This window comes from Acidisphaera sp. S103 (assembly GCF_009765975.1).
Lineage (GTDB): Bacteria > Pseudomonadota > Alphaproteobacteria > Acetobacterales > Acetobacteraceae > Rhodopila.
The window spans coordinates 62,099-82,545 of record NZ_LMUJ01000083.1 but is presented as its reverse complement, the minus strand read 5'-3'; the positions used below and the strand labels follow the sequence as shown (position 1 = coordinate 82,545).

The 20,447-nt window shown below is 65.4% G+C and carries 23 protein-coding genes; 1 reads left to right on the top strand and 22 read right to left on the bottom strand.

Going from position 1 to position 20,447, the window contains the following annotated elements:
- From GSQ89_RS28100 to GSQ89_RS28000, 22 genes are all read right to left on the bottom strand, one after another.
- A complete protein-coding gene (locus GSQ89_RS28100; protein WP_158931435.1) occupies nt 1–507 on the bottom strand; it encodes a hypothetical protein in 507 nt (168 codons plus the stop codon).
- 103 nt (nt 508–610) lie between these two features.
- On the bottom strand, nt 611–805 hold the full coding sequence (locus GSQ89_RS28095; RefSeq protein WP_158931434.1) for a hypothetical protein: 195 nt from the start codon (nt 803–805) through the stop codon (nt 611–613).
- Between the two features lie 43 nt (nt 806–848).
- Nucleotides 849–1,961 carry an FAD-binding oxidoreductase gene (locus tag GSQ89_RS28090; RefSeq protein WP_158931433.1) on the bottom strand — a complete coding sequence of 371 codons (1,113 nt, stop codon included), beginning with the start codon at nt 1,959–1,961 and terminating at the stop codon, nt 849–851.
- Between the two features lie 252 nt (nt 1,962–2,213).
- Nucleotides 2,214–3,464, bottom strand: a complete 1,251-nt coding sequence (locus GSQ89_RS28085) for a hypothetical protein (RefSeq protein ID WP_158931432.1) — start codon at nt 3,462–3,464, stop codon at nt 2,214–2,216.
- Nucleotides 3,461–4,024 carry a lytic transglycosylase domain-containing protein gene (locus GSQ89_RS28080; protein WP_216856446.1) on the bottom strand — a complete coding sequence of 188 codons (564 nt, stop codon included), beginning with the start codon at nt 4,022–4,024 and terminating at the stop codon, nt 3,461–3,463. Before GSQ89_RS28080 ends, GSQ89_RS28085 begins: the two co-directional genes overlap by 4 nt.
- Nucleotides 4,021–4,470 (bottom strand): hypothetical protein, encoded by a 450-nt coding sequence (locus GSQ89_RS28075; RefSeq protein ID WP_158931431.1) that lies wholly within the window; start codon nt 4,468–4,470, stop codon nt 4,021–4,023. Before GSQ89_RS28075 ends, GSQ89_RS28080 begins: the two co-directional genes overlap by 4 nt.
- A complete protein-coding gene (gene icmT, locus GSQ89_RS28070; protein WP_158931430.1) occupies nt 4,467–4,715 on the bottom strand; it encodes an IcmT/TraK family protein in 249 nt (82 codons plus the stop codon). Before icmT ends, GSQ89_RS28075 begins: the two co-directional genes overlap by 4 nt.
- A 27-nt stretch (nt 4,716–4,742) precedes the next feature.
- On the bottom strand, nt 4,743–5,915 hold the full coding sequence (locus GSQ89_RS28065; protein ID WP_158931429.1) for a type IV pilus twitching motility protein PilT: 1,173 nt from the start codon (nt 5,913–5,915) through the stop codon (nt 4,743–4,745).
- 7 nt (nt 5,916–5,922) lie between these two features.
- Nucleotides 5,923–6,885, bottom strand: a complete 963-nt coding sequence (locus GSQ89_RS28060; protein ID WP_158931471.1) for a type IV secretory system conjugative DNA transfer family protein — start codon at nt 6,883–6,885, stop codon at nt 5,923–5,925.
- Nucleotides 6,879–7,319 carry a hypothetical protein gene (locus GSQ89_RS28055; protein WP_158931428.1) on the bottom strand — a complete coding sequence of 147 codons (441 nt, stop codon included), beginning with the start codon at nt 7,317–7,319 and terminating at the stop codon, nt 6,879–6,881. Before GSQ89_RS28055 ends, GSQ89_RS28060 begins: the two co-directional genes overlap by 7 nt.
- Nucleotides 7,312–7,779, bottom strand: a complete 468-nt coding sequence (locus tag GSQ89_RS28050; RefSeq protein ID WP_158931427.1) for a DotD/TraH family lipoprotein — start codon at nt 7,777–7,779, stop codon at nt 7,312–7,314. Before GSQ89_RS28050 ends, GSQ89_RS28055 begins: the two co-directional genes overlap by 8 nt.
- 291 nt (nt 7,780–8,070) lie before the next feature.
- On the bottom strand, nt 8,071–11,136 hold the full coding sequence (locus tag GSQ89_RS28045; protein WP_174254940.1) for an ATP-binding protein: 3,066 nt from the start codon (nt 11,134–11,136) through the stop codon (nt 8,071–8,073).
- A complete protein-coding gene (locus GSQ89_RS28040; protein WP_158931425.1) occupies nt 11,136–11,756 on the bottom strand; it encodes a hypothetical protein in 621 nt (206 codons plus the stop codon). Before GSQ89_RS28040 ends, GSQ89_RS28045 begins: the two co-directional genes overlap by 1 nt.
- Nucleotides 11,757–11,758: 2 nt before the next feature.
- Entirely contained in the window at nt 11,759–12,079 is a 321-nt protein-coding gene (locus GSQ89_RS28035; protein ID WP_158931424.1) for a hypothetical protein, read from the bottom strand.
- A gap of 76 nt (nt 12,080–12,155) precedes the next feature.
- Nucleotides 12,156–12,623, bottom strand: coding sequence for a hypothetical protein (locus GSQ89_RS28030; protein WP_254073403.1), 468 nt, complete (start codon nt 12,621–12,623; stop codon nt 12,156–12,158).
- Nucleotides 12,624–12,869: 246 nt separating this feature from the next.
- Entirely contained in the window at nt 12,870–13,418 is a 549-nt protein-coding gene (locus tag GSQ89_RS28025) for a hypothetical protein (RefSeq protein WP_158931423.1), read from the bottom strand.
- Nucleotides 13,419–13,437: 19 nt separating this feature from the next.
- A complete protein-coding gene (locus GSQ89_RS38790; protein ID WP_216856445.1) occupies nt 13,438–14,853 on the bottom strand; it encodes a hypothetical protein in 1,416 nt (471 codons plus the stop codon).
- 77 nt (nt 14,854–14,930) lie between these two features.
- Nucleotides 14,931–16,262, bottom strand: a complete 1,332-nt coding sequence (locus GSQ89_RS28015; protein WP_158931421.1) for a hypothetical protein — start codon at nt 16,260–16,262, stop codon at nt 14,931–14,933.
- 5 nt (nt 16,263–16,267) lie between these two features.
- Nucleotides 16,268–17,200, bottom strand: a complete 933-nt coding sequence (locus GSQ89_RS28010; RefSeq protein ID WP_216856444.1) for a DotH/IcmK family type IV secretion protein — start codon at nt 17,198–17,200, stop codon at nt 16,268–16,270.
- A 112-nt stretch (nt 17,201–17,312) separates the two neighbouring features.
- Complete coding sequence (locus GSQ89_RS28005) at nt 17,313–17,852, bottom strand: DotI/IcmL/TraM family protein (RefSeq protein ID WP_254073402.1); 540 nt, start codon at nt 17,850–17,852, stop codon at nt 17,313–17,315.
- Entirely contained in the window at nt 17,818–19,302 is a 1,485-nt protein-coding gene (locus tag GSQ89_RS39450) for a hypothetical protein (RefSeq protein WP_254073401.1), read from the bottom strand. Before GSQ89_RS39450 ends, GSQ89_RS28005 begins: the two co-directional genes overlap by 35 nt.
- Nucleotides 19,303–19,372: 70 nt before the next feature.
- Nucleotides 19,373–19,888, bottom strand: a complete 516-nt coding sequence (locus GSQ89_RS28000; protein WP_158931418.1) for a helix-turn-helix domain-containing protein — start codon at nt 19,886–19,888, stop codon at nt 19,373–19,375.
- A gap of 154 nt (nt 19,889–20,042) precedes the next feature.
- On the opposite strand from GSQ89_RS28000, the gene GSQ89_RS38785 reads away from it, so the two are divergent.
- A partial coding sequence (locus tag GSQ89_RS38785) for a hypothetical protein (protein ID WP_216856443.1) occupies nt 20,043–20,447 on the top strand: 405 nt, incomplete at its 3' end.

The following is a 20,447-nucleotide window of genomic DNA, read 5'->3' as shown; positions in this document are numbered from 1 at the left end:
CTAGCCCTGCAGGCCGAACGGATTTGCTGGTGCCGGTGCTGCGACCGGAGCAGCCACGCCACCTGCCGCACCAGCTGTTGCGGCGGCGGGAGTTGCGCCGGGCGGCGGGACCACGTGCGGCGGTTGCGCGATCTGCGCGCGAAAGGCAGGAGGTATCTCGCCAGCGGCACTACGGCCGGTCACATCAGGAACGGTACCGGCAGCAGCCGTCGGCTGCGCGGCAGAAGCAGTTTCGGCGTGATGTGGCAAGAGCCGCCCCGTTTGGAACGCGCCAATGAGCAGGACGCCGACAACAAGGCTTTTGACAATGCGCCCACTCGGCCGCTCGGGCTGCGACGCGACTGCACGAGGGTCATTCGGCAAGGCGACCAGCGGCGGCTGGCCGACCATGATATGCACCTGCGCACCATCCGGGATCACCAACTCCATCGAACAACCCTCCGCACCGATCGATTGCAGCGAGTATGCGGCGTGCTGGTGCAAACGGATTAGCTGTTGCGCCTTCATTGCGTTGGAGTAGGTATCCCGCCTGAAGCCGAAGGTCAGGCTTTGGCTGATGGGAAGGCGCGGATCGACACGCTGCGCACCGTATTCCCTCAGACGGGACGTTTTACAGCGTATTCACCACGATCGGCTGACCGCGGACGTGGCGCGGGTCGGAGCGGAACCTGTCTGTCGCCGAGTTCATGAAAACGAGGTCGAGCGGCCCAAAGTCGGACATCCCGGGCGTGTACGGGTCGGTGACGACGCTCACTTCCGGCGGCTCCAGCCGGAAGCGCGCATGGGCGTAGAAGGTCAGCTTCATTCGAATTGGTCCTCCCACCCAGTTCGGGGTGGTGATGGCCCAGTCAGCTCCGGAGCCCGCGCGTGACCGCTGCACGTTCGGGATCGAGGGCTGCGAGGCGGGCGGGATCGAAAGGCGAGAGATCGACCGTGCTCGCCGCCCCGTCCAGGATCAGCTCAGCCATCGCCTCAGCAGTGGCGGGGGCATTGAGGATGCCCCAGACGCTGTGGCCCGTCGCCACGTAGGCGCCTCGTGCACCAGGGACGGCGCCGATCAGCGGCAGTCCGTCCGCTGTCACGGGACGGTAGCACGCCTGGCTGGCGAGGACAGGCGCCCTCGCCAGGACCGGAGACATGCGGTCGCAAAGTGCTTTCAGCCGGTCGATCGCACCCTCATCCGGAGCGACGTGGTCGGGATCGATTGGGATGGGTGACTCGCTCGAGACGCCGCACACGTATGTGGTGCCATCGGCGCGCGGGAAGATCTCCGGCGAGAGCAAAAAGCCGGCAGGGTCCGCATACTCGAGGAACAGTGCTTCCGGTGGAAGTGTCGCGCCGGTTTCGAAGACGAGACTGTGCCCTTTAAGACCGAACACCGGCGGCAGCGGCAGCCACCTCGCCGCGAGTACCGACCATGGCCCCATCGCGATCACGACGGCGTCGCCATCCAGCGTCTCGCCCTCGATCTGCACGCCGATCACGTTTCCGCCGCGGCACAGCAGCCCCTTGGCTTCGCCCAGACGCAGGTTGGCGCCCCGCGCTTCCGCCGCGCGCAACATGCCTTTGGTGAAGGCTGCTGGATGCACCTGGGCCGTCGTGCCGGTGGATCCGATCTGCCCGCTGATTGCGACCTCCGACGAAATCCACCCCGGACCCGCTCGGCGCGGCATGCGGGCGGCGGATTCGCCTACGACGCCAGCGTAGGTCGTCATCCGGCGGTAGCCCCAGTCGCCGCCCAACGAGTTCGCGAGCTGGGCATGCAACGCGAAGCTCCGGCGGGCGAGGGTCATGAGGGGCGTGCCATCGCACCAGTCCAAGGCCAGAAAGCCGCCCGACTTGCCCGACGCAGCGCAGGCGACGGTGCTGCGCTCGAGGACGAGAACGTCGGCGCCCCTCGCGGCAAGGTGATAGGCAATGGAGGTGCCGATAACGCCCCCGCCCAGGATCAGAACCCGCATGCCTGCTCCATCTCGGTTCGATGGCCGCTCCAAGTGGCGCCCGAACTGGCCTTGGTGACATTGGCAGGTCGGGACGACGAACGCGAGACATACCCAGCCGAGACAGGCTCACCTTGAAAGTGGACTCCGCCACGAAGACGGTCCCGGACGCGACGCCGTTCAAGGGCTGTTTCTACCCTGCGAGAACGGAAATGGCTGCCATCGACCGCATCCAGCCTTCCGGTAGCTCCCAATCCTTTTCGGCCATCATGATCACGCTCCTCCATCCGAAGACACCGGGATCACAGAAGGTGAGGGGGCTTGTTTCTTGACCGTGGCATCGAGATCCGAATCGTCATCAGCACCTCGGTCGGCGGCTGAAGCCGCGCGGACCGCCTCTAGCGCCCGCTCGATGTCGGGGCTGGCGAGCGGGCGCTTGGCGACGCGCTCGGCCGCCCAATGGTCGCGGGCGCCAGCGGCCTCGACCCGAGGGTTTGGATGCAGATACCGTCCGAAGCCCTCTGTCTCGAAACCGAGCGAGTGCAGCGCGTACCATAGCGGCCGGTCGACCAGCTTGAGCCAGGCGAACTGCGCTGGCGCCAACACCCCTGCCGCCAACCGACTCGCGTTAAGCAGGCTCATCAACGCCGGATGGGTGTAGGCGTGGGCGGTTGCAGCACGCTCAGCCGGCGAGCGTATGTCGAAACTCAAGGTCGCGAGCAGCGCATCGACCTTCGTGACGACAGCCCGCGGCAGGACGAGTGGAGAGGCCGGACCAGCCGACGTCTCGTTCCCAGGATCGGCGAGCGCCTCGGACAGTTCGCCGAGCAATTGCTGCGCCTCCATCCGGTGCTCCGCCAAATGCAGGGCGAACACCGTGAACAGCGCGCGCACATGCGGGGCAGCCTGTTCGGGGCCTTGCCAGCGCGGACCGAGCTGTGCGGCGAGCGCGCGGCGGGCATCGGCTTCGACAAACTCGCCATCCTTGCGGGTCGCGTGCAGCGCGATCCATTCCTCCGGTGTCTGCGCGTAGTCAGCCGGGCGCGGCGACCTCTCCGGTTCGACGAGACGCAGCCGACGTCGCACGAAAGCGGCGGTCGTCGGAAACGATTTGGCCTGCTCGGCAATCAACGCGTCCATGTCGAACGCCCGCTTGAAGCGGGACGGGGCGGCACGCACCATGCAGACGCCGGCAAGCACCACCATGGCGCAAACGGCTGGGATACGGATTGCCGTCCCGACGGCATGCGCGACGCCGTAGAGATCCTTCAGGCGCACATCCTCGGGGTTGGTCGCCATCATCTGCCGATCGGCCACATCGAAGCGATCGGTCACATGCTTCAGCCAGCCGATCTCCGAGTGGAACACGGCCATCACACTGGCGCTGATCACGCCATGGAAATTGATCCAGAGCACCACGGAAAGAATGGCCAGGCCCAACAGCGTGACGACGAGAAAGAAGCCGCCATTGTCGTCGTGCGACGGCCAGGTGGCGCGTGGGTTGGACTGTGCGGGCATCGTCATCGGCCTACCGGTTGCAGTGCGGCAATCTGGCGAGGCGCAGATGCGACCGGCTGCGGCGAGGCTTGCGACGTCTCGACCGCGGCGCGCAGCCGCAGAACTTGTTGCAACACCGATCGCAGGTAGATCGTTTTGTGCTCGGGGTCGTGTGAATGATAATAGCCCACGCCCTGCCAGAAATCCCCGTGCGCCTCATCGAGGCCCTGGCGCAAAATCCAGGCACCCGCTTCAACGTTGGCGCAGAAGTTGTCGCGCAGGGCGAGGAACGTCGCGGCGGCCGTTGCGTGCCAGTGCGCCGCCACCTGGGGGATCCAGACCTGGTTGACCTGCATCGGCCCGATATCGACCGTGGCATTGCTGTTCGGGCTGACATGGCCAAGTGAGCCGCCCTCGACATTGAGCAGCACAACCAGAACCGCGGGCGGCACCTGGTAGGCGGCAGCCGCGGCATTCAGACAGCCCCCAATCAGCCGGGCATTGTCGGATAAGGCGGTTTGTGCCTCGGCGCGGCTCCCGGCGACGATGAGACTGACAAGCGCCAGGCAAACAAGCGAACGTCTCACGGCGAGACTCCCGGCGCGCTGCGCGCTTGTGCGCGCGCGTTTTGCTCGACGCGTTTGGTCACGGCTGACCAGAGCGCGTTGAGATCGCTCGCGACCACCACGCCAGAGCCGGTGACCTGCGCCGTTGCCTCCATCGTCGCGAGCATGACGGTCGTGAACGAGCCGGCGCCAATCCCTCTGAGCCGGAACCCGAGTAACGCGTCACGGTCGCGCACGATGTCCAGCCCGAAACCGGTTCCCGTCGCCTCCCGCCACACCGCCTCGCCCGCGACAATGAGCGCAGGCAGCAGGCCCGTGGGCGATGCCGTGTTCTTGGCGGAGACAGGCAGATCGGCTCCCGTGGCAATGTCGTGATAGACTACTGGCCGCCCCTCGCGGATCAACAACGCCTCCATCGTGCGGCTCACCGTCTCGACGCTCACGCCCGACGAAAGATGTGCGCTCATGCGAGCCTCCGCCGCTTCCACACCGGGACAGCGGGACGCGTCGAACCGACCAAAAGGCGACGCATGAAGCGAAACATCGAAGGCAGCGTCAGACCCAGGAACGAAATGAGCGAAAAGAACGCGACCCCGATCACGGCCACGTAGAACGTGAACCAACTCCAATAAACGACAAAAGATAGCAGCGGAAACAGCGCCCGCGCATCGAACATGGCGACGCGGACGGGCTGCGCAGTGTTACGCCACATGGCGCATCTCCCCGAGTTTGATGGATATCATGCCGTGCGCCCCCGCTGGGTTTCTGCCACCTCTTCGGAAATGCGCCCTTCGGATAGCGCACGATCAATCGCGACGGCGTAGGATTGCCCGTCCACCTCGACCGCTTCGCGCGTGAGAGCCGGCCACTCGCGTGGATCGGTGACGAGGAACCTGGCCCGAAGCGCCCTGTCCACGACAAGGAACTCGCGCAGCGCCGTCCGTTTGCCGTCAACGGTCGGCGCCAGCCGCTGATTGATCACCAGACGCAGCGACTGCGCGACGGCCGAGATGGCGTTGGCACGCTCGTCGGCCGGGCACAGGCTTGCCATGCGCTGCAAGGTCAAAGGCACGTTGTTGGCGTGAATCGTCGTCGTCAGCAGATGCCCGGAGATGGCAGCCTGGATGGCCGCGCCCATCGTCTCGCTATCGCGGCACTCGCCGACGATGATGTCGGTCGGCTCGCGGCGCATGCAGCCGCGAATGAACAGCGGGAAGCTCTCGAGGTCACGCGGAATTTCTGTCTGGTTCATGGTGGACGTTGTGCCGCGTAGGCGTTCCAGCAGGAACTCGACCGGCGCCGCGCCCTCCACGATGTCGTAGTGCCCGTTCGGGTCCATCAGCTTGGCCATGGTCATGCCGGCGATCAGCGTGGACTTGCCCGAGCCGGTGCCGCCGGCAACGATGACCATGCCCTCGCCCGGCAGATAGTTGTCCAGAATGCCCTGCTCGACACGCTGATCGGCGAGCGAAGGCGGCAGATCGGGGATCGGCCGCAGCACCACGTTACCGCCGTCGCGGCGCGCGGTACGGGTCGGTGTCGCATTGAGGCGAAACCGCAACCTTGTCGAGCGGTCCAGCGAGATCGCGTAGGCGGTATCGAAGTCGTTGCCGCGCTGCAGGCGGGCCATACCTTCGGCGCCGTAGAGATGGTTGACGATGGACGAGAATTCGCCGTCATCGAGCGGTGCCTCGGTTGCCCGATGATTGCGGCCATGAATACGAACCCACACAGAGTGGCCGGGCTGGAAACCGATGCGCGACGCGCCCGCGCGGAACGCCCAGGTGAGCAGAGAATCCAGGCCAGGTGCGCTCTTGCGCGGCTCGTGGACGAACCGCAGCTTCCCTTCTTCGGGCCAGCGACAAGGTGTTGGCTCACTGGCGGCCGGAACAGAGGTGAGACTGTCGAGCATGGTTCTGCTACTGCGGGCAACCGGCGCCGGCCGCCCAGCGCCTTGCATTCCCCTCCAGACCCGGCTGGTCGGTGATGCGGATCGTCTGGTCGCCGACATGCAGGCTGTCGCGCCCGCCATCGACCGGTCGGTTTTGAAACGCGACCTTGGGCTGCTCTACGAGGCCGGCGCGGAGCAGCACCCGGTAACGCGCCATGCCCACGATGTCGCGTTCGAGGCGGCCGAGGTCGGAGAGGAAGATTTCGACGGCCTGCTTCTCTCCCTGGCCCCAGCCCTCGGCCACCCATTTGTTCCAGTAGGCGGCCTCCTGCTTCGTGCGCGGCAGTGCGCCGTCACTCGGCCGGGCCGGGGTGGACCAGACGCGCACGAGATAGATCCGCCAGTTCGGCGGTGCTGACGCCAGCTGTGCCTCGCGCGTAATCTCGTAGATGCAGGACGTCTCGCGGGCCACCTGGCCGCCATCGCCGAGTGCAAAGGCCATTTGCGCGGCGGAGACGACCGGCGGGCGCATCAGCGTCTGTCCGCTGCTGACCGGTAGCACGAGAGCATGGAAATCGTAGGCGCTGTCGAGCTGCGCCTGATAGCGGCGCAACAGCTCGTTCAGTGCAAAGGAGCGGGCCGCGAGGCCACCCTGTGCGCCGTAGGTCAGAGCCGCCGTGCGCACCATGTCGGCGCGCCCCGGTTCCAGTCCGTCGCCTTTCTGGTCGCCGGGCCTGGTTGCCTGCAGCGCCTCCAGCGAGGGAGGGGGTGGCGTGCCAATGACGAGCGGGTCTTCCTGCGCGCCGGTGATGGGCTTGTTGAGCGCATTGCCCAGATCAGGGACGTTCTGCTCGACCTGAGCCGGGGATGGATCGGGCGGGACACGCGGGGACGACAGCGTGCCTTGCGCCCAACCTGAGGACGCGCCCGACAGCCCGACAAGGATTGTCGCGGTGGCCAGCAAGGCGCGCCGCTTTTGTTCGATCACCATGATTTCGCTCCGATCGGCAAGCGCCAGTTCCAAACAGAGATCAACACCCCGCGCAGCAGGCTGAAGACAAGGAGACCGATGAAGAACAGGATAGCGCCCGCGATGCCGCTCCAGAGCATTGGCTGCAGGAAAGCCTGATCGGGATTCTCGGCGACCTCGCACAGTGTCCGTTCGGGCAGCGCCGGTGATGGAGCGGTCAGGGACCTCGGTGCCGTCCGCGCGACACCCGGCGCGGCGGTCGTCGTCGCCGGTCGCCATGCCGCGCAGGCCTGCCGCAAAGCAACGACCGCGACGCTGACTTCATGCGGGACGTCGGGGGTCAGTGGCGCGGGGGGCACGAACGGGGCGCTGATCGTATCGGCGTGAACTCTGTTTGAGCCTGCAACAGAGACGGCCGCGGCGAGTGCAAGCAAGGGCAGTCGGGCGCTACACATGGTGGATCACCTGGACCTGGTGGTGTTGGGGATCGAGCCGCACCGTCGCCTGCGCCCCGGCCTCCTCGCCAAGCGCCTGGAACACCTGGTAGACGGGGACAGACGAGATCTGGATCGCCACGTTGAGCGGCTGCTGCGAAGCGGGCCCGGTCGTGTAGAAGGTGTAACCGATGCTCGCCGCCAGTTTGGCGACACCCGCGTCGAGCGACCCGTTCCAGGTGAACGTCACCGTGCGACGCACGTCTTCTGGAAGCACCGGCTGATCCACCTCGGTCGCCGATGGCGTCAACTGGCCGAGTTCCGCCATCTCGGCATCGACATGATGGATGCTCTGTTGCAAGGCTGCTTCCGGGTTCGGCATGCCGGGCATTTCAACCGTGGTCGGCACCGGTGTCACCGACGCACAGCCGGACAGCAGCCCGGCTGCGATCAGCGCGGCACTCACACTGACGCGGATCATCGCGCCGCCCCCATCGCGTGATCTTGGTGCGGTGCGGTCGCGCCTGTCGCGTTATACTCGACCGGTCGCCGGGCATCGTTACGGCGACAACTGTTACGCGTTGTCGCCGAAAGTCCAGCCTCCGTGAGCGACTGAATGCGCCAATCCAACGGGAATCGCCGTGATGCGGTGATCGGAACCACCAGCGGACCTCCAAGCTGCAAAGTCAGACGCGCCATGCTGGACCTCCATCTTCCCGGGGAGGTTACGTGCGCGTTTTGCAAACGGCGGGCGCTTTTCATGACGCCGGGCTCACTCGGCCGCGATCGGCATCGGCCGAGCGGCCGGCTTGCTCTCCGGCTCCTCGAAGCGCCGCAGCACTAGACCGAGACCGTGGCCGTCGATCAGTTCATTCGCCAGCTCGTCAACGACCCCCGATTCCACCTGCGCCTGCAGATCGCCCTTCCGCAGCCGCGCCTTGGTGCGCCGCTCGATCTCGTCGATCGACGATCCCGCCGGAAAGACTTTCGAGAGGCGACGAAGCCCCTCGCTGAACCCGACCCGCGCGTAGAGCCGGTTGCGCAAGGTCGTGTCGCCCGGCGTGGTCGAGAGCGCCCAGAGTTCCACCGGGCCGAGGCTGTTGATGAGCAATTGCTCATAGGCTGCCCCGCCATCCGTCGAAAGCAGCGCCAGAAACGGCGCGCCGGTCTTTTTGGGGCCGGTCAGTCGATAGCGCACGATCTTGGCACTCGCATCCGACAAGGCGAACCGCTTGACCACGTCATCGACCTCGCGCTGATCGCCGGCACGCAGCACGAACCGTCCCGTCGATTGCGCCAGGATGCCGTCGCTGAAATCCGCCAAAAGCTGGCTGGCGAAACCGATCTGTACGTTGTGCTTGCGGCCCTCGCGCACATCGCGCTCGGCCTGCGCACAGATCAGCGGGCTGCCTTCGGTGCGGTGCCACTCGTCGTAGTCCAGGCGCTTGACGGTCTCCTTGACCTCGGTGAAGCGCTTCTGGTGGTACGCGTACACCCGCTCCGGCACGAACGGCAGATATTCCGGGTGCAGGAAGAAATTGCGGGCCAGGATATGCCGCGCCAGCAGATACATCATCTCGGTCTGTCGCTGCGCCGAAGCCGAGCCTTTGGGGGCGACTGACTGCAGGTCGATGACGATGATGCGCGCGGGGCCGAAGTCGAGCTGCGTTGGCGCATTCAGCGTCGGGAAGCGGCGTATCAGGTCCTCGATGTAGCGCTCGAAGATCCGTGGCGCGGATTCGGAGGTCTCCTGCACCCGCAAGTCCTTGAACCCGTCTTGAACCTGGTCGGTGCGGACCGCGCTGATCAGGTCCTGCACGATCGGCACGGCGTGGCGTTGGGCAATCTCGGCAAGACGATACTGGCGAAGGTCGCACAGTGCATTAACCACGTCGCGCCAGAACGGCCGCTCCGCATGCAACTCGATCTTGTAGCAGTCGATGGCGCGATCGACGTCCGGCTCGACCCCGCGGCGATAGTGCTTGCCGCCCTCGTCGGAGGCGCAAATGCGGTAGGCCTCGTCGATCACCGCCTCGATCAGCTGCGACAACCCCTCGAACGGTGTTGTGCGATTGGGTGGTGTCGTCGCCAAGGCAAGAAAGTTCTGCAGGAAGGCGCGCTCCAGCGGCAGCGGGTATTCGAGACCCACCTGCAAGTCAAAGATGTTGAACTCAAAGCCGGGCGCGAACTGCATCGAGACGAAGATCGCTTCCTGGCGGCGATCCGGACCGAGCGCCTCCTGCACGAGTTGCACGAAGCCCTCGGCGCTGCGGCCGATATCGACCTTGCCGATCAGCGGCAGCTTGGCACCCTGCGTCCCCATGCCGGCCGAACTGAGGCAGAGGCCGATGTTGATCGTGTTGGCCAGCACCGACTTGCCCGAGCCCGGCGGAGCCACGAATATATCGCAAACGAGCGGGCGTTTCCGGCCGCCGGCGGGGTCGTAGCACCAGATGCCGCCATCCGGGCGGCGGAACACCACGCTGCCGCTCTCCCAGGGCGAAGCCGTCAGGTTCCACGGCAGCATGACCAGGGCGTCGCCCAGCAGGGCGAGAGAGGGATTGGCGGTTGATGCGAGCGCCAGGCCGGGCACGGTCCCCATGACACCCTCGAGCGGATCACCCACGACTGTCGTTGCTTTCGCGTTGCCCCAGCCCTCGATACGCTGCGACAGTAACGACATGCGCCTGCGCAATTTTGCGGGTTCTTCCAGCGGCGCCCACGTCGAAAAACTCACCCGCATCTTGGCGCTGATGTGGTTCTCGGTCTCGCGCTGTTCGCGCAGGAAGGCGAAGGCGCGACGCAGATCGGAATTGCCCGGGAACATGGCGAGGAACGACGCGCCGATGTCCTTGATCTGCATGGACGCGCGCCCGCCCCCTTCGATCAGCACCGCCATGCGCCAGGGAATGCGGTCCTGCCCGAGTGTCGCTGCCAATTCGACGAACGGACGGGGATCTTCCGGCCCGATATTCATGTCCACGCAGCCGTAGATGTTGTCGCCGATGACGACGCGCTGACCGCCTTGGGTGACGGCATCGGTGTAGAACAGCTGATCGCGCAACGGCGGCCACAGCACGCACTCCGCCCTCGGCGTCTTGACGTCATCTTCGGGGCAGCGCGGCATCACCTTGTCGCCCGGCAGAATCGCGCGCCAGTCCGAACCGGACAGCTCGCGATACATCGTCTCTCGCGCCAGCTTGAGCGCCTCATGCGGCGTGTAGATCGAGGCGGCAACATCGTGTGTCCGCAGCGCCGAGAGGACACGCGAGGTAAAGGCGTCATGCCGCGCCGCCATGATCTCACTGCGCATGGTGAACCGTTGTGTATCGCCCAGAACGCCGGCTTGTGCGGCATTGGCCGCGTATTCGGCTTTGAGCTGCTTGCGTTCCTCCTTGGTGAGCACGGATGTGCGGGTCCAGAGCACGAAGTACGCAGCCTCCCAGCGCATCAAGGTCGGCCAGAGCTGCGCACGCTCATCGAGGATGTCGTCGAAGTTGAGGCCCGCTTCGCGGGCGACCGAGCGGCACGCGTTGATGTTGAGGTTGTTCAACTCGACAAGTGCGGCGTCCGGGTCCGAGATATACCAACCAACGATCGCATGCCCGCGGGCTTCCAGCGCACCGGACAGGTCGAGGCGCATTGCATCGGTGATGCGCGCGAAGTCCTTGCGTTCGCCCATCTTCTGCATGCCGTCGACGCGCAGCCAGGTCACGTAGTGCCCGGCCTTGGTGACGAGCGCATCGCCGTGCGCGGTCTCCAGTTCGCAAAAGGATTGCAGTGGCTGCTTGAGTGCCAGCGACAGACTGGCAAGCGAGCGGGCGAGGGAGGCGAACATCACCGGGCTCCGTTCAGATGGGTGGGGGTAATCTTGGCGCGCTCGCGCCAGAACCCGACGATCTCCGGGTAGATGTCCAGCTCGCCCTCGAAGAACTGCCCGAGCGGCAGCAACCTCAGCCCGTCCAGCAGCTCCCCGCGCCGCAGGTAAGCGGCGGGTGAGAGTTCAAGCAGCGCCATGCCGAGTTCGCGCGGGGAGGCGGTGCCGGCGCGGGCCTCTGCCGCGCCGCGTCGGTCTGCAAGCACGGCACGCGCGTAATAGAGGTTGGAGAGAGCGAACGGACGCGTGCGAAACACCGCATCAGCATGGACGTCCTCGCCGAGCGCCTGGAGGGCAACATGGATCTCGCGCATGGTGGCGTTGAGCGCCGGCTGGCTGATCTCCGGAAGCCAGACCAGGACGGCCTCCTCGTCGATGCGGGGGCGTTCCAGGTGCTGCGGCAGGTGGCAGAGCGCGCAGGCTGTCGCGGAACTCTGGAAGCCGGCGGGCAAATACCTGTGCCCGGCCCATCGACCCGCCGCAGCGCCGCAGAACGCGCAAGCGGCATCGCTGTCTGGCGGTGTGGCAAGGTCACAGGAAAATATGGGATCGATCGACAGCGTGATGGCCTGAAGAGCCATGGTCAGGCCGCCACGAACAACATGGGAAGTGTCGAGGCCGCGACGGCGGCAAGGAGTACCACGGCGACAAGGGCGCGCCGGCGGCGCTGCGGATACGCGGCCGGACGAGCCGCCCAAAGCAGCATGATGACCAGAAGCCCGGGAAGGATGGAGGCGAGGAAGACGTCGATCGCCGCGCTCGCGTCCGGGATGCGGGGCAGACATAGTGTGGTCGCGGCGACGTAGAGCACCGACGCGGAGAGCAGTCCGGGTGCGATGATGCGAATGAGACCGCTTGACGCAGGTGCGACTGGAGCGATGGAGACGGTGGAGGCGTCGCTCATAAGGCGTTCTCCGGAACTGGGAAAGGATGCTGCCGCCAGGCGCAACCCGCACACCCAGCGGCAGGGGGCAGGATGGTCAGCCGCCGGCGCCGAACTGCATCATCTGCGGGTTGTCCGTGACCGTGGCAGCGCCGCCGGACGCGGTGATCGACGCCTTGTTGATCCAGACGCCGGCCGAGGCGAACAGGCCGCACAGGACGAGGCCGGCCAGCGCGCGGCCGACATAGCCCGTCTCGCGGTTCTGCGGCTGGCGGGACTGCCAGGCGGCCCAGACGCCGAAGAAGAAGCAGACGGTAGCGGCGATGTAGCAGGCCATGGAAAACGCCGTGCCGCCGGCATTCACCGCCTCGCCGGACATCAGGTTCATTTGCGCGCCGATGCCGCCCGCCGGGGAGCTCGCCTGGGCCAGTGCCCGTCCGGCGAAGCCGAGAACACCCGACACTCCGACCGCGGAGAGCGCGAGGACCCGGCTTCGAGTAACCGTGCGATGGTGCAGACGGGCCAAACCCGCGGGCAGACGCTTGTTGAGAAGAGAGAGGTTCACGTAACGACTCCTGGTTAAGAGGGAACAGCCCCTCTCGACGTAGATTCGGCGAAACGCGTGCAAACAGAGCGTAGAATTGTCGGCCAGAAGTATTGTGGGTTCCGAATAAATGTCGACGCCGGCAGATCACGTCGCATGCAGTGTCCGGTAGAACCGCCGAGGCGGGCGGGAAGGTGCCCTAACTTTGCGATTGCCTTTTCAGCCTCACAAGGCTCCCTATCGCTTCTCGTGACTTACCCACAACGTCTATCCGCCAGTCGTGAAGAATGCCACGACGCCGTTGGCCACAGTCAGGATGTTGATGCACATCACGCCGAAGGCGAACTGCACCGCGCACGCCGTGGGCGAGCCCTCGTTACGGCCATTGACGATCGCACGCCATCTCACGATGGCCCACCAGACGCACGCCGCCCCGAACGCCTCGAAGAAGTATTGGAACAGAGTAACGACGTTGATGATGGTGTTCTGCGGTGTGGCGCCCAGGATATTGCTCGCGTTCCCCGGCGTGGTGGCCTGATAACTCGTCAACGAGGTCACGAGGTTTGTCCCCGCACTGACGTTGGCCATGTTCAGGAACTGCGGGAAGGTCGCGAAAACGCCTGACAGGATCAGCGAGATGAACGGCACCCACGGCCGGTTATGAAAATGATGGTGATGATGGTTATGATTGGCCCAACCGCGGAACGTCCATCCGGCGAACAAGAAGCAAAAACACGCCATGAGGTAACAGAGCGCGGGCAGGGCGACCGCGATGCTGTCTGCAATCGCCGTCGTGAAGTTGACCAGTCCCTGCATGGTTCAGCTCTCTGCGTGGCTACTGGATCGCGCCATGGTCGGTTGTGACAACCCAGTTCGTGCCTTTTTGTGCGATCGATTTGACGCGGCCGTAATCGGGCACGGTGTCGCCGACCACCACCTGCATCTGCGCACCATCGCCGCCGCCGCGATCAACCTGCGCCAGCAGCGCCAATCCCGGCGAGGCCGCCTGCACTCGATAGACCTTTGGTGCGGATGGGACGAGAGGCGACGGCACGACCGCGATGGGCCGCGTGGCAGCGACCGGAATCGCCTCCAGCGAACCGGCGACCGGATCGCTGGCCGGCGCGGCAGGCGCGTTCACCGCCGCTTTGCCGGTCGTGTCCGCGGCTGCGGTGACGGCGCTCCGCGCTTCGGCAAGCGCGAGACGGCGTTCGTCGTCGGTGAGGTGGGCCGTGACGTCCGCCGAGGACTTGACGAGGTCGGAACGCAGCTGGGCTTGCTGCTTGCGCAGATCCTTCAGCATCGCGGCCATCTCGGTTACGAGGTTGAGCACCTGGACCTGCTCGGGCGGGGACATCGGACTGGCGCGAAGACGCGTCGCCACGGCCAGGATGGCCGGCGGAGTTGAAGGCGCTGGGATGGCGGGCGCGGGTGCGCTGGGCGCAGGCGGTTCGGTCGCCCGCGGCACGGCGACCGCCGCAGGCGCGGTTGGGGGCACAGCGGGCGTGTCTATGGTTGCCAGCTGAGCTTGGGGAAGCGAGGCGATGATCAGGGCCGTGGCGTCCTTTGGAGTGGCCCCCGCGGGCGCAACAGCGGCCGTAACCGGAGGCTTTGGCGATGAGGATGCCACAGCCGGCGTCGGCGGCGCCGTGAATGATCCTGGCTCCCGCGGAACATAGCCGGCCGGCTCGCTTGCATCGGTGGAAGCCGGCGCGGCCGTTGCATGGACGGCAGCCGGCTTGACCGGCTGCCCCTCAGAGCTCGAACCACCAGCATGGTCGGCATGTACCGGGTCTGTCGATCCCGGATGCAAGGACAGCAATTCGGCAACTTCCTGGTCGCGCGGCCGCGGCGCGAAGGTGTCGCGTGTGGCAGGTGGCGTCGGCGGAACCGAGACTTTCGCCAGCGATGCCGAGGGTGCCAGGATCGGACGCAGCGTGCCCTGTGCGGAGCGCGCGGCGTTCTGTGCGGCGCTGTTGACTGAGGCCTGCGGGTGCGGAACCGAATAGACCTTGTTGTGGGGCGATACGAGGAACGCGCCCCCAGCAATGATGACGGCTGCGAGAGCGACCCCGGCAAGCAGCTTTCCGCGTCGCCGGCGGCCTGGTTTCGGGCCCGAGGACGGCAGGCGCCCGCCCGCCTCCGGCTCACCGGTCGCCGGTGACGTTTCGTCGGCTTCGCCGGGTAGGCGGGCGCTCATGCCAGGTGAACCGGGATCGAGGTCGGGATGAGTGGCAATATGCGTGTCCATGGAAACCTCCTGGCTTGGAACCGTCTGTCACCACCCTGCCGCGATGGCGTGCGAACGGCGGGCCGTTTTGTGCGCGATCAACTGCGATGCTCGACGACGTTCGAGAGGAACATGATGCCCACCCAAACATTTGCTTCGAGCGAGATCGTCGGCCCTTTCGGCGCCTCCTGATTGATGATCGTCCCGAGCTGCGCCGCGGCGGCTCCGGCGCCGACGCCAAGCTGCTGCGGGAGGTTGAGATGGGTCGTCGTCGTGGCGCCGCCGAGCGGGCTCACCACCGCCGTTGTGTTGCTGGTGGTTTCGATCGCCTGGCCAAGACCATTCACGAACGCTGCTGCCGCTGGCAGCAGAAAGCGGGCGATGTAATGCTCGTCCACCTCGGAAGCGACGGACGCCTCCATCGTGTCGGGCGCAATGACAACGCCGTCGCAGCCGATCTCCTCGCCCTGGTGAATGATGCTGCTGATGTGGATGATGAGCCGGTTCGCCTGCTTGGAGAACGTGCCGATCAGGCGGTCGCCGGCGAGCGGCCCGCTGTCGGCCTGGAACACCGCGGGGCTGGTCTCGTCGGAATTGAGCGCCAGCACGGGATGCGCATAGACCCCGCGCCCCGCCGGCATGAGAATCCGGCCCGGATCGTCGCCCCGGCTCGCTGCTGGGGCAACTGAGTCCGCGCCCCGCGCACGGGTGTTGACGCCCGGCGAGGACGAGGAGCCTGTGACGTCCGGGTCATCGCCGTTGGCCGGCGTCGCCGGCAACACGATGTCCGTACGGGGCAGATGCCCGCCCCATTGCGAGAACAGGTTGTTGATCTGGTTTTGGTAGGCCTGCTGCTGCGCCTGTGTCTCGGCCTGAGTCGCGGCGACCGGCGTCGGGCGCAGCTGAGGCTCGGGTGTGGTGTCGAGCGCTGCCGGTCGCGCAGGCGGCGGGAAGCCCTCCGCCACGATTGGGGCAACCACGCGAAGCGCCGGCCGCGCCGGACGCCCGACAAACGTTGGGATCTGTGGCGCCGGCGCCGGCGCTGCCGAAGGTGCCAATTGGACCGGCGGCGGCAACGGTCCGGCTGGCTGACTGGGCGCCATGGCCGGCGTATAGGAGACACCTTTTTGCTTGGCGCGGGCGGCCTGCTCGTCCGTCACCGAGAGCGACAGGGCGTCCTGCTCGGGCGTGCTATGCAGACCGCCGGGCAGCGGGTCGATGGCCTTGAGCCGAGCATCGCGTGAAACGGTCGGCACGCTGCGGCCTGAGAGTGCGACGAAGATCACAAGCGCCAGCACGGCGACGATGATGAGCACAATTGTCGCCAGGCGTCGCGGCCCGGCCCGGCCCGACGCGTTGAAGAACGCGCCGGACGAAAGCTTCGGAGCACGCCGGAGGAAAGCGAGAGCGTCGGAAACGGCACCGGACATGACGATCAGTCCTTCAGCTCGGCCGACACGGTGCGGCCATCGACGGAAAGCAGCACGACAGGCGTGTTCGGGATGGCGTAGACGGTCGTGCCCGCCTCCGCCTCGGAGGCCGTCCACTCGGGCGACAGCAGGGTATAGCGGGTGCGCAGATAGACGTTTCTGCCCAGCCGCCAGGCCCGCAATCCTTCCGGCGAAACCCCCTCGACGGAGAGGGGCGCGGCATCGGCCGGCGGCACGCCGTTCAGCATCGCGGTCAGGAACGGCGCGCCGGTATCCGGCGCGCCCGACTGGGTCATGATCTCGACCTTGGCATGCGGCCCGCGCTCGGCGACGTGGATGCTCAGGCTGGAATCGAACCGCCCGCCGCCGGACAGCAGCAGGAAGGTGAGGGGTTTCGGCGCGCCTTCCAGGGATACGACGAGGCCGCCACGCGGGCTGAGTGAGACCGGCGTGATCTCCAGCACGTTGCTGCCCTTGCTAGGCGTGCAGACGTAGAAGCCAATGGCGGCGACCGAGGGTCCGCCGGTGTTGGTCGGCGCGTTGCAGTTTGAGCCGCCGGCAATCGCGGCCGGGTTGCTGTTGGTGTCCCACTGGATCGGCCAGGGCTGCCCGGTGCTGTCGAAGAAGCTGACCGCCGTTGGATAGCCCTTGACGGTGTTGATGATGCTGGTCGCCGCGCCTGGCGCGAAGGCGACGTTGACCTGGCGATTGATCGGCGCCGCCAGCTCGGTCGTGCCTTGCTCGATCGCTTGCTGCTGCGCGCGGTATCGCCGCGCCAGGTCCTCGATCATGCCCGGGGTCAGCGGAATCGCATCGCGCGACGCCCGCGCCGCCGGCGTGTCGGCAGGTGGCGGCGCGTCGGGCGCCGGGATGCCGGACGTGTTCGGCTGATCCGAGGTTTGACTCCATCCGGCGGCCGGGCAGGCAAACAAGGCCATGCAGGCCATGACGTAAGGCGCGATACGCAAGAGGGCCTCCCCGTTTCTCAGTCAGCTGGGTCGTGGCAAAGTGGTAGATGTCAGCACCGACAAACCCTCACGGCGTCGCCGATCAGTGAATATCGCTGGCAACAAGCTGGTCGATCGCCAGCCCGTCGGGATGATCGTCCGCGTTGGTGCGAACGACGACGGCCGTCACCAGCAGATTGTTGGTGGACGTCTGATTGACGTTTTCGCAGGTCTGCACGATGGGAACTTCGATCGTGTAGGCGAGGGTGCCCTGCACGAAGCTGGTCTGGTGGATCAGCGCCGCGCGCTGGGCTTGTGCGTGACACAACAGGCGTGCGCGCTTCAGCTCATCGAAATTGCCCTGGCTGACATAGCTGCCGGCGAACGTGTTCCAGCCGCGTAACGTGAACTTGCGGCTCGCCGTGTTGAGTTCCTTTGCATAGTTCCAGTAATCGACGTTGTAAGGCGCGATGGCCGCCTGGACGGCCCATTGCAGCAACTCGGTATCATCGACGATCGGGCTGTCGACCGGCGTCAACGGCCGGGTGAATCCTTTGCCGTCCGAAATAAAGAACAGCGGCCTGACGGGATGCGCCCAGACATACGCGTCACGGATGAGTGACAGGCCGAGCAGTGCGCCCATTCCGAGCGTAAGTCCAAGGCATCTGTTCACGAGCGTCCCTTGAAAGTCCGGATCGGACAGCCGGCGCGTGACCGCGTGACGCGTATTGCTCATTGGCGGCTCCTTGCTGGATCGGCAGAGAACCTTGCATGGGTGCGTGCAAACGGACGGGCAGATGATCGGTGCCGCTGTTCGAGACCCGGCGTTGTGCCTCTAGTTCGGCGCGCGTCATGATCTCGACCGTCAGGCCGCCCTTGTACTTTGAATAGTCATCGAGTTCATTGTTCTTCAATCGGAAGCAGCGTCGCTTGCGATTGCCGCCGTCACCCTTCCGGCGCCAGAACAAAGGCCGCATGTCTTCTGAAAGGCCCGCGTTGGCCCTGCAACGGAAGAACTCGAATGTCCATTGCTCCATCTGGGCGACTGCGCATTCCAGGTCACACGTCCAGCCGAAGTGGCTGCGGTTCATGTCGTGTGGCATCTGCATGCGATACATGATCCCGTACACCGCGGGTGGCGTCAGGCCAAGATAGGCAGCGATTGCCTTGGTATGCAGCCCGCCGAGATAAAGCAGGGTCAGCCACCTTAGAAAGGGTTCATTGGTGGCGGGATGACGCACCTTGCCGGCGACCCTGTATTGCTCGATGAGTTCGGCGGACCCTAACACAAGCGGTTTCTCGCGATCGTCGCTCGCTGTGCAAATGGCAACAGATTTTTCAGGTGTTTTATCCGCTTTGGCCTCGGCCGTGATCACTTCGGAAGAAGCTGTTGGCTCGGGTTCGTCCACCGGCGTGACGCTCGGCAGCGTCAGGTCGCGCTGGCCTGGCACATCGACGTTCCGATGCTTGCGGGTGCCCTGCCTTGTCGCTGTTGCCGCGCTCGCCGGCGTTGCTGTGGCTGCGCTTGCCGGCGAAGAGTCGTCGATCGTGGCAGGAACGATTGCGAGATGGTTGTGGCGAATATCGGCCGGAGGAGTCGTTACGGCTGGATCGTCCCGATCGTCAGGCGGAACGGGAAACCCGAAATCTGGCAGCGTGCGATCGAGCGCTGCCGCATCGACCTTGTGGAGCTTTTTGCGGTCGGGCGCCGGCACGCCGAGCCGGTGCAACTTGGAGCGAACGGCCGGTGCTGACCTGCCGAAGGCGAGACCGATCGATTCCGGATGGATCCCGAGACAGCGCCAATAGATGGCGCAACGCAACTCGTCATCTGTCCAGGCGCGGCGCCCGCCTTTGCGCCGCGGCCGGTTGTGCGGCGTGAGGAGATCGAGGCGGACCAGATTATAATCCAGGACGGCGCGGGTCAGCCCGAGATAGGCGCAGGTGGCCTCAACACCGAGACCGGTCCGGATCATTCCTGCTAGGACACAATCGAATTGGCAGACGATGGCGGCGGCGACCGCTAGCAAGAAGCCGGTCCCGCCTTTCGGGACCTCTTGGACCGCTATGGCCGCTGCCGATCGAGCCGACATCTACCCCTCCCGGATGGAACTTCCGGGAGGAAAATCTGCTATAACCCTATTGTCAACCAAAAAACCTGTTTTAATGCGAGGAAGGCGAGCGTCCCGTTCGTTTGGCCCCTCTGGTGTCGGCCTCGGAGTGCGGATCCTTGGCTGCCGCTAATTCCTGCACGGACATGGACGCCGGTTCAATATGTTTCCCCAGATCCACGGCAGATTTCAACTCCTTCAGCAACGCCGAGCGTCGCTCTGCATCCTGCTTCTCCCACTCCTGCAACACCGAGATAGTCTTGCCCAAGACGGCAGAGATGTTTGTCCCGTCACCTGGAGACGCCAGGCCAGGCCCCGTTTCAGGCAGCAAGGTGCGAATATCCATTTCCAGGACTTCTGCCAGCTTGGCGAGTGTACGAAGGGTGATGTTTGTCTTACCTGTCTCAATTTCGTAGACATACGACTGCTGAAGTCCCGCCAGTTCGGCGACCTGCTTTTGGGTCATTTTAAGCCGTTGCCGCGCATCTTTGAGACGCGTTGCAACAGTTAGTAGGACATGGTCGGTGCTTGCGGACGCCGTTTCCGCGCTATGAGGGGTTTTTCCCATTCGGGCGCGATCCTCTCTTCATCAATCAAGTTCTGGTGTCATGGTCGAGGACCATGCGAATCGAAACCAATTATTCGGCTTTGCCGCGCCTTGCTGCAATCCCCGTTTGCGAGAGTCGAGCCATAATTTTTGCCGACTGCCTACGGAGGACAACATGCACCGGTATCTCGTGTCCGCTTTGCTTCTGGTGTCATTCGCCGCGCCCGCCGCCCGGGCGGACTTCGTAGTGGCAGCCCCTCGGCCATCCGCTCCTGCCCCGGCGAGCGCTCCTGGCACTGCCCCTGCGCCCGGGCCGAACGAAGCCTCCCTACACGCCGACGCAGCAGAGATTGGCCCTGCTCCTTCTCCGCAACGCCGGTTCAGGCTGGCACAAGGCTTCGGCCACCAGATCCCTCTCAGCTTCGCCGTTCGTCAACTCGTCCCCCCTGCCGTCAGGGTGACTTACGGGCCGGGCGCCGATCCGGATGCACTGGTTGATTGGAAAGGCGGCCAGGGCTGGAACCAGGTGCTGTTCCGCGCTGTCCACCCGCTCGGGCTGCACCTCGTGATGACCTACATG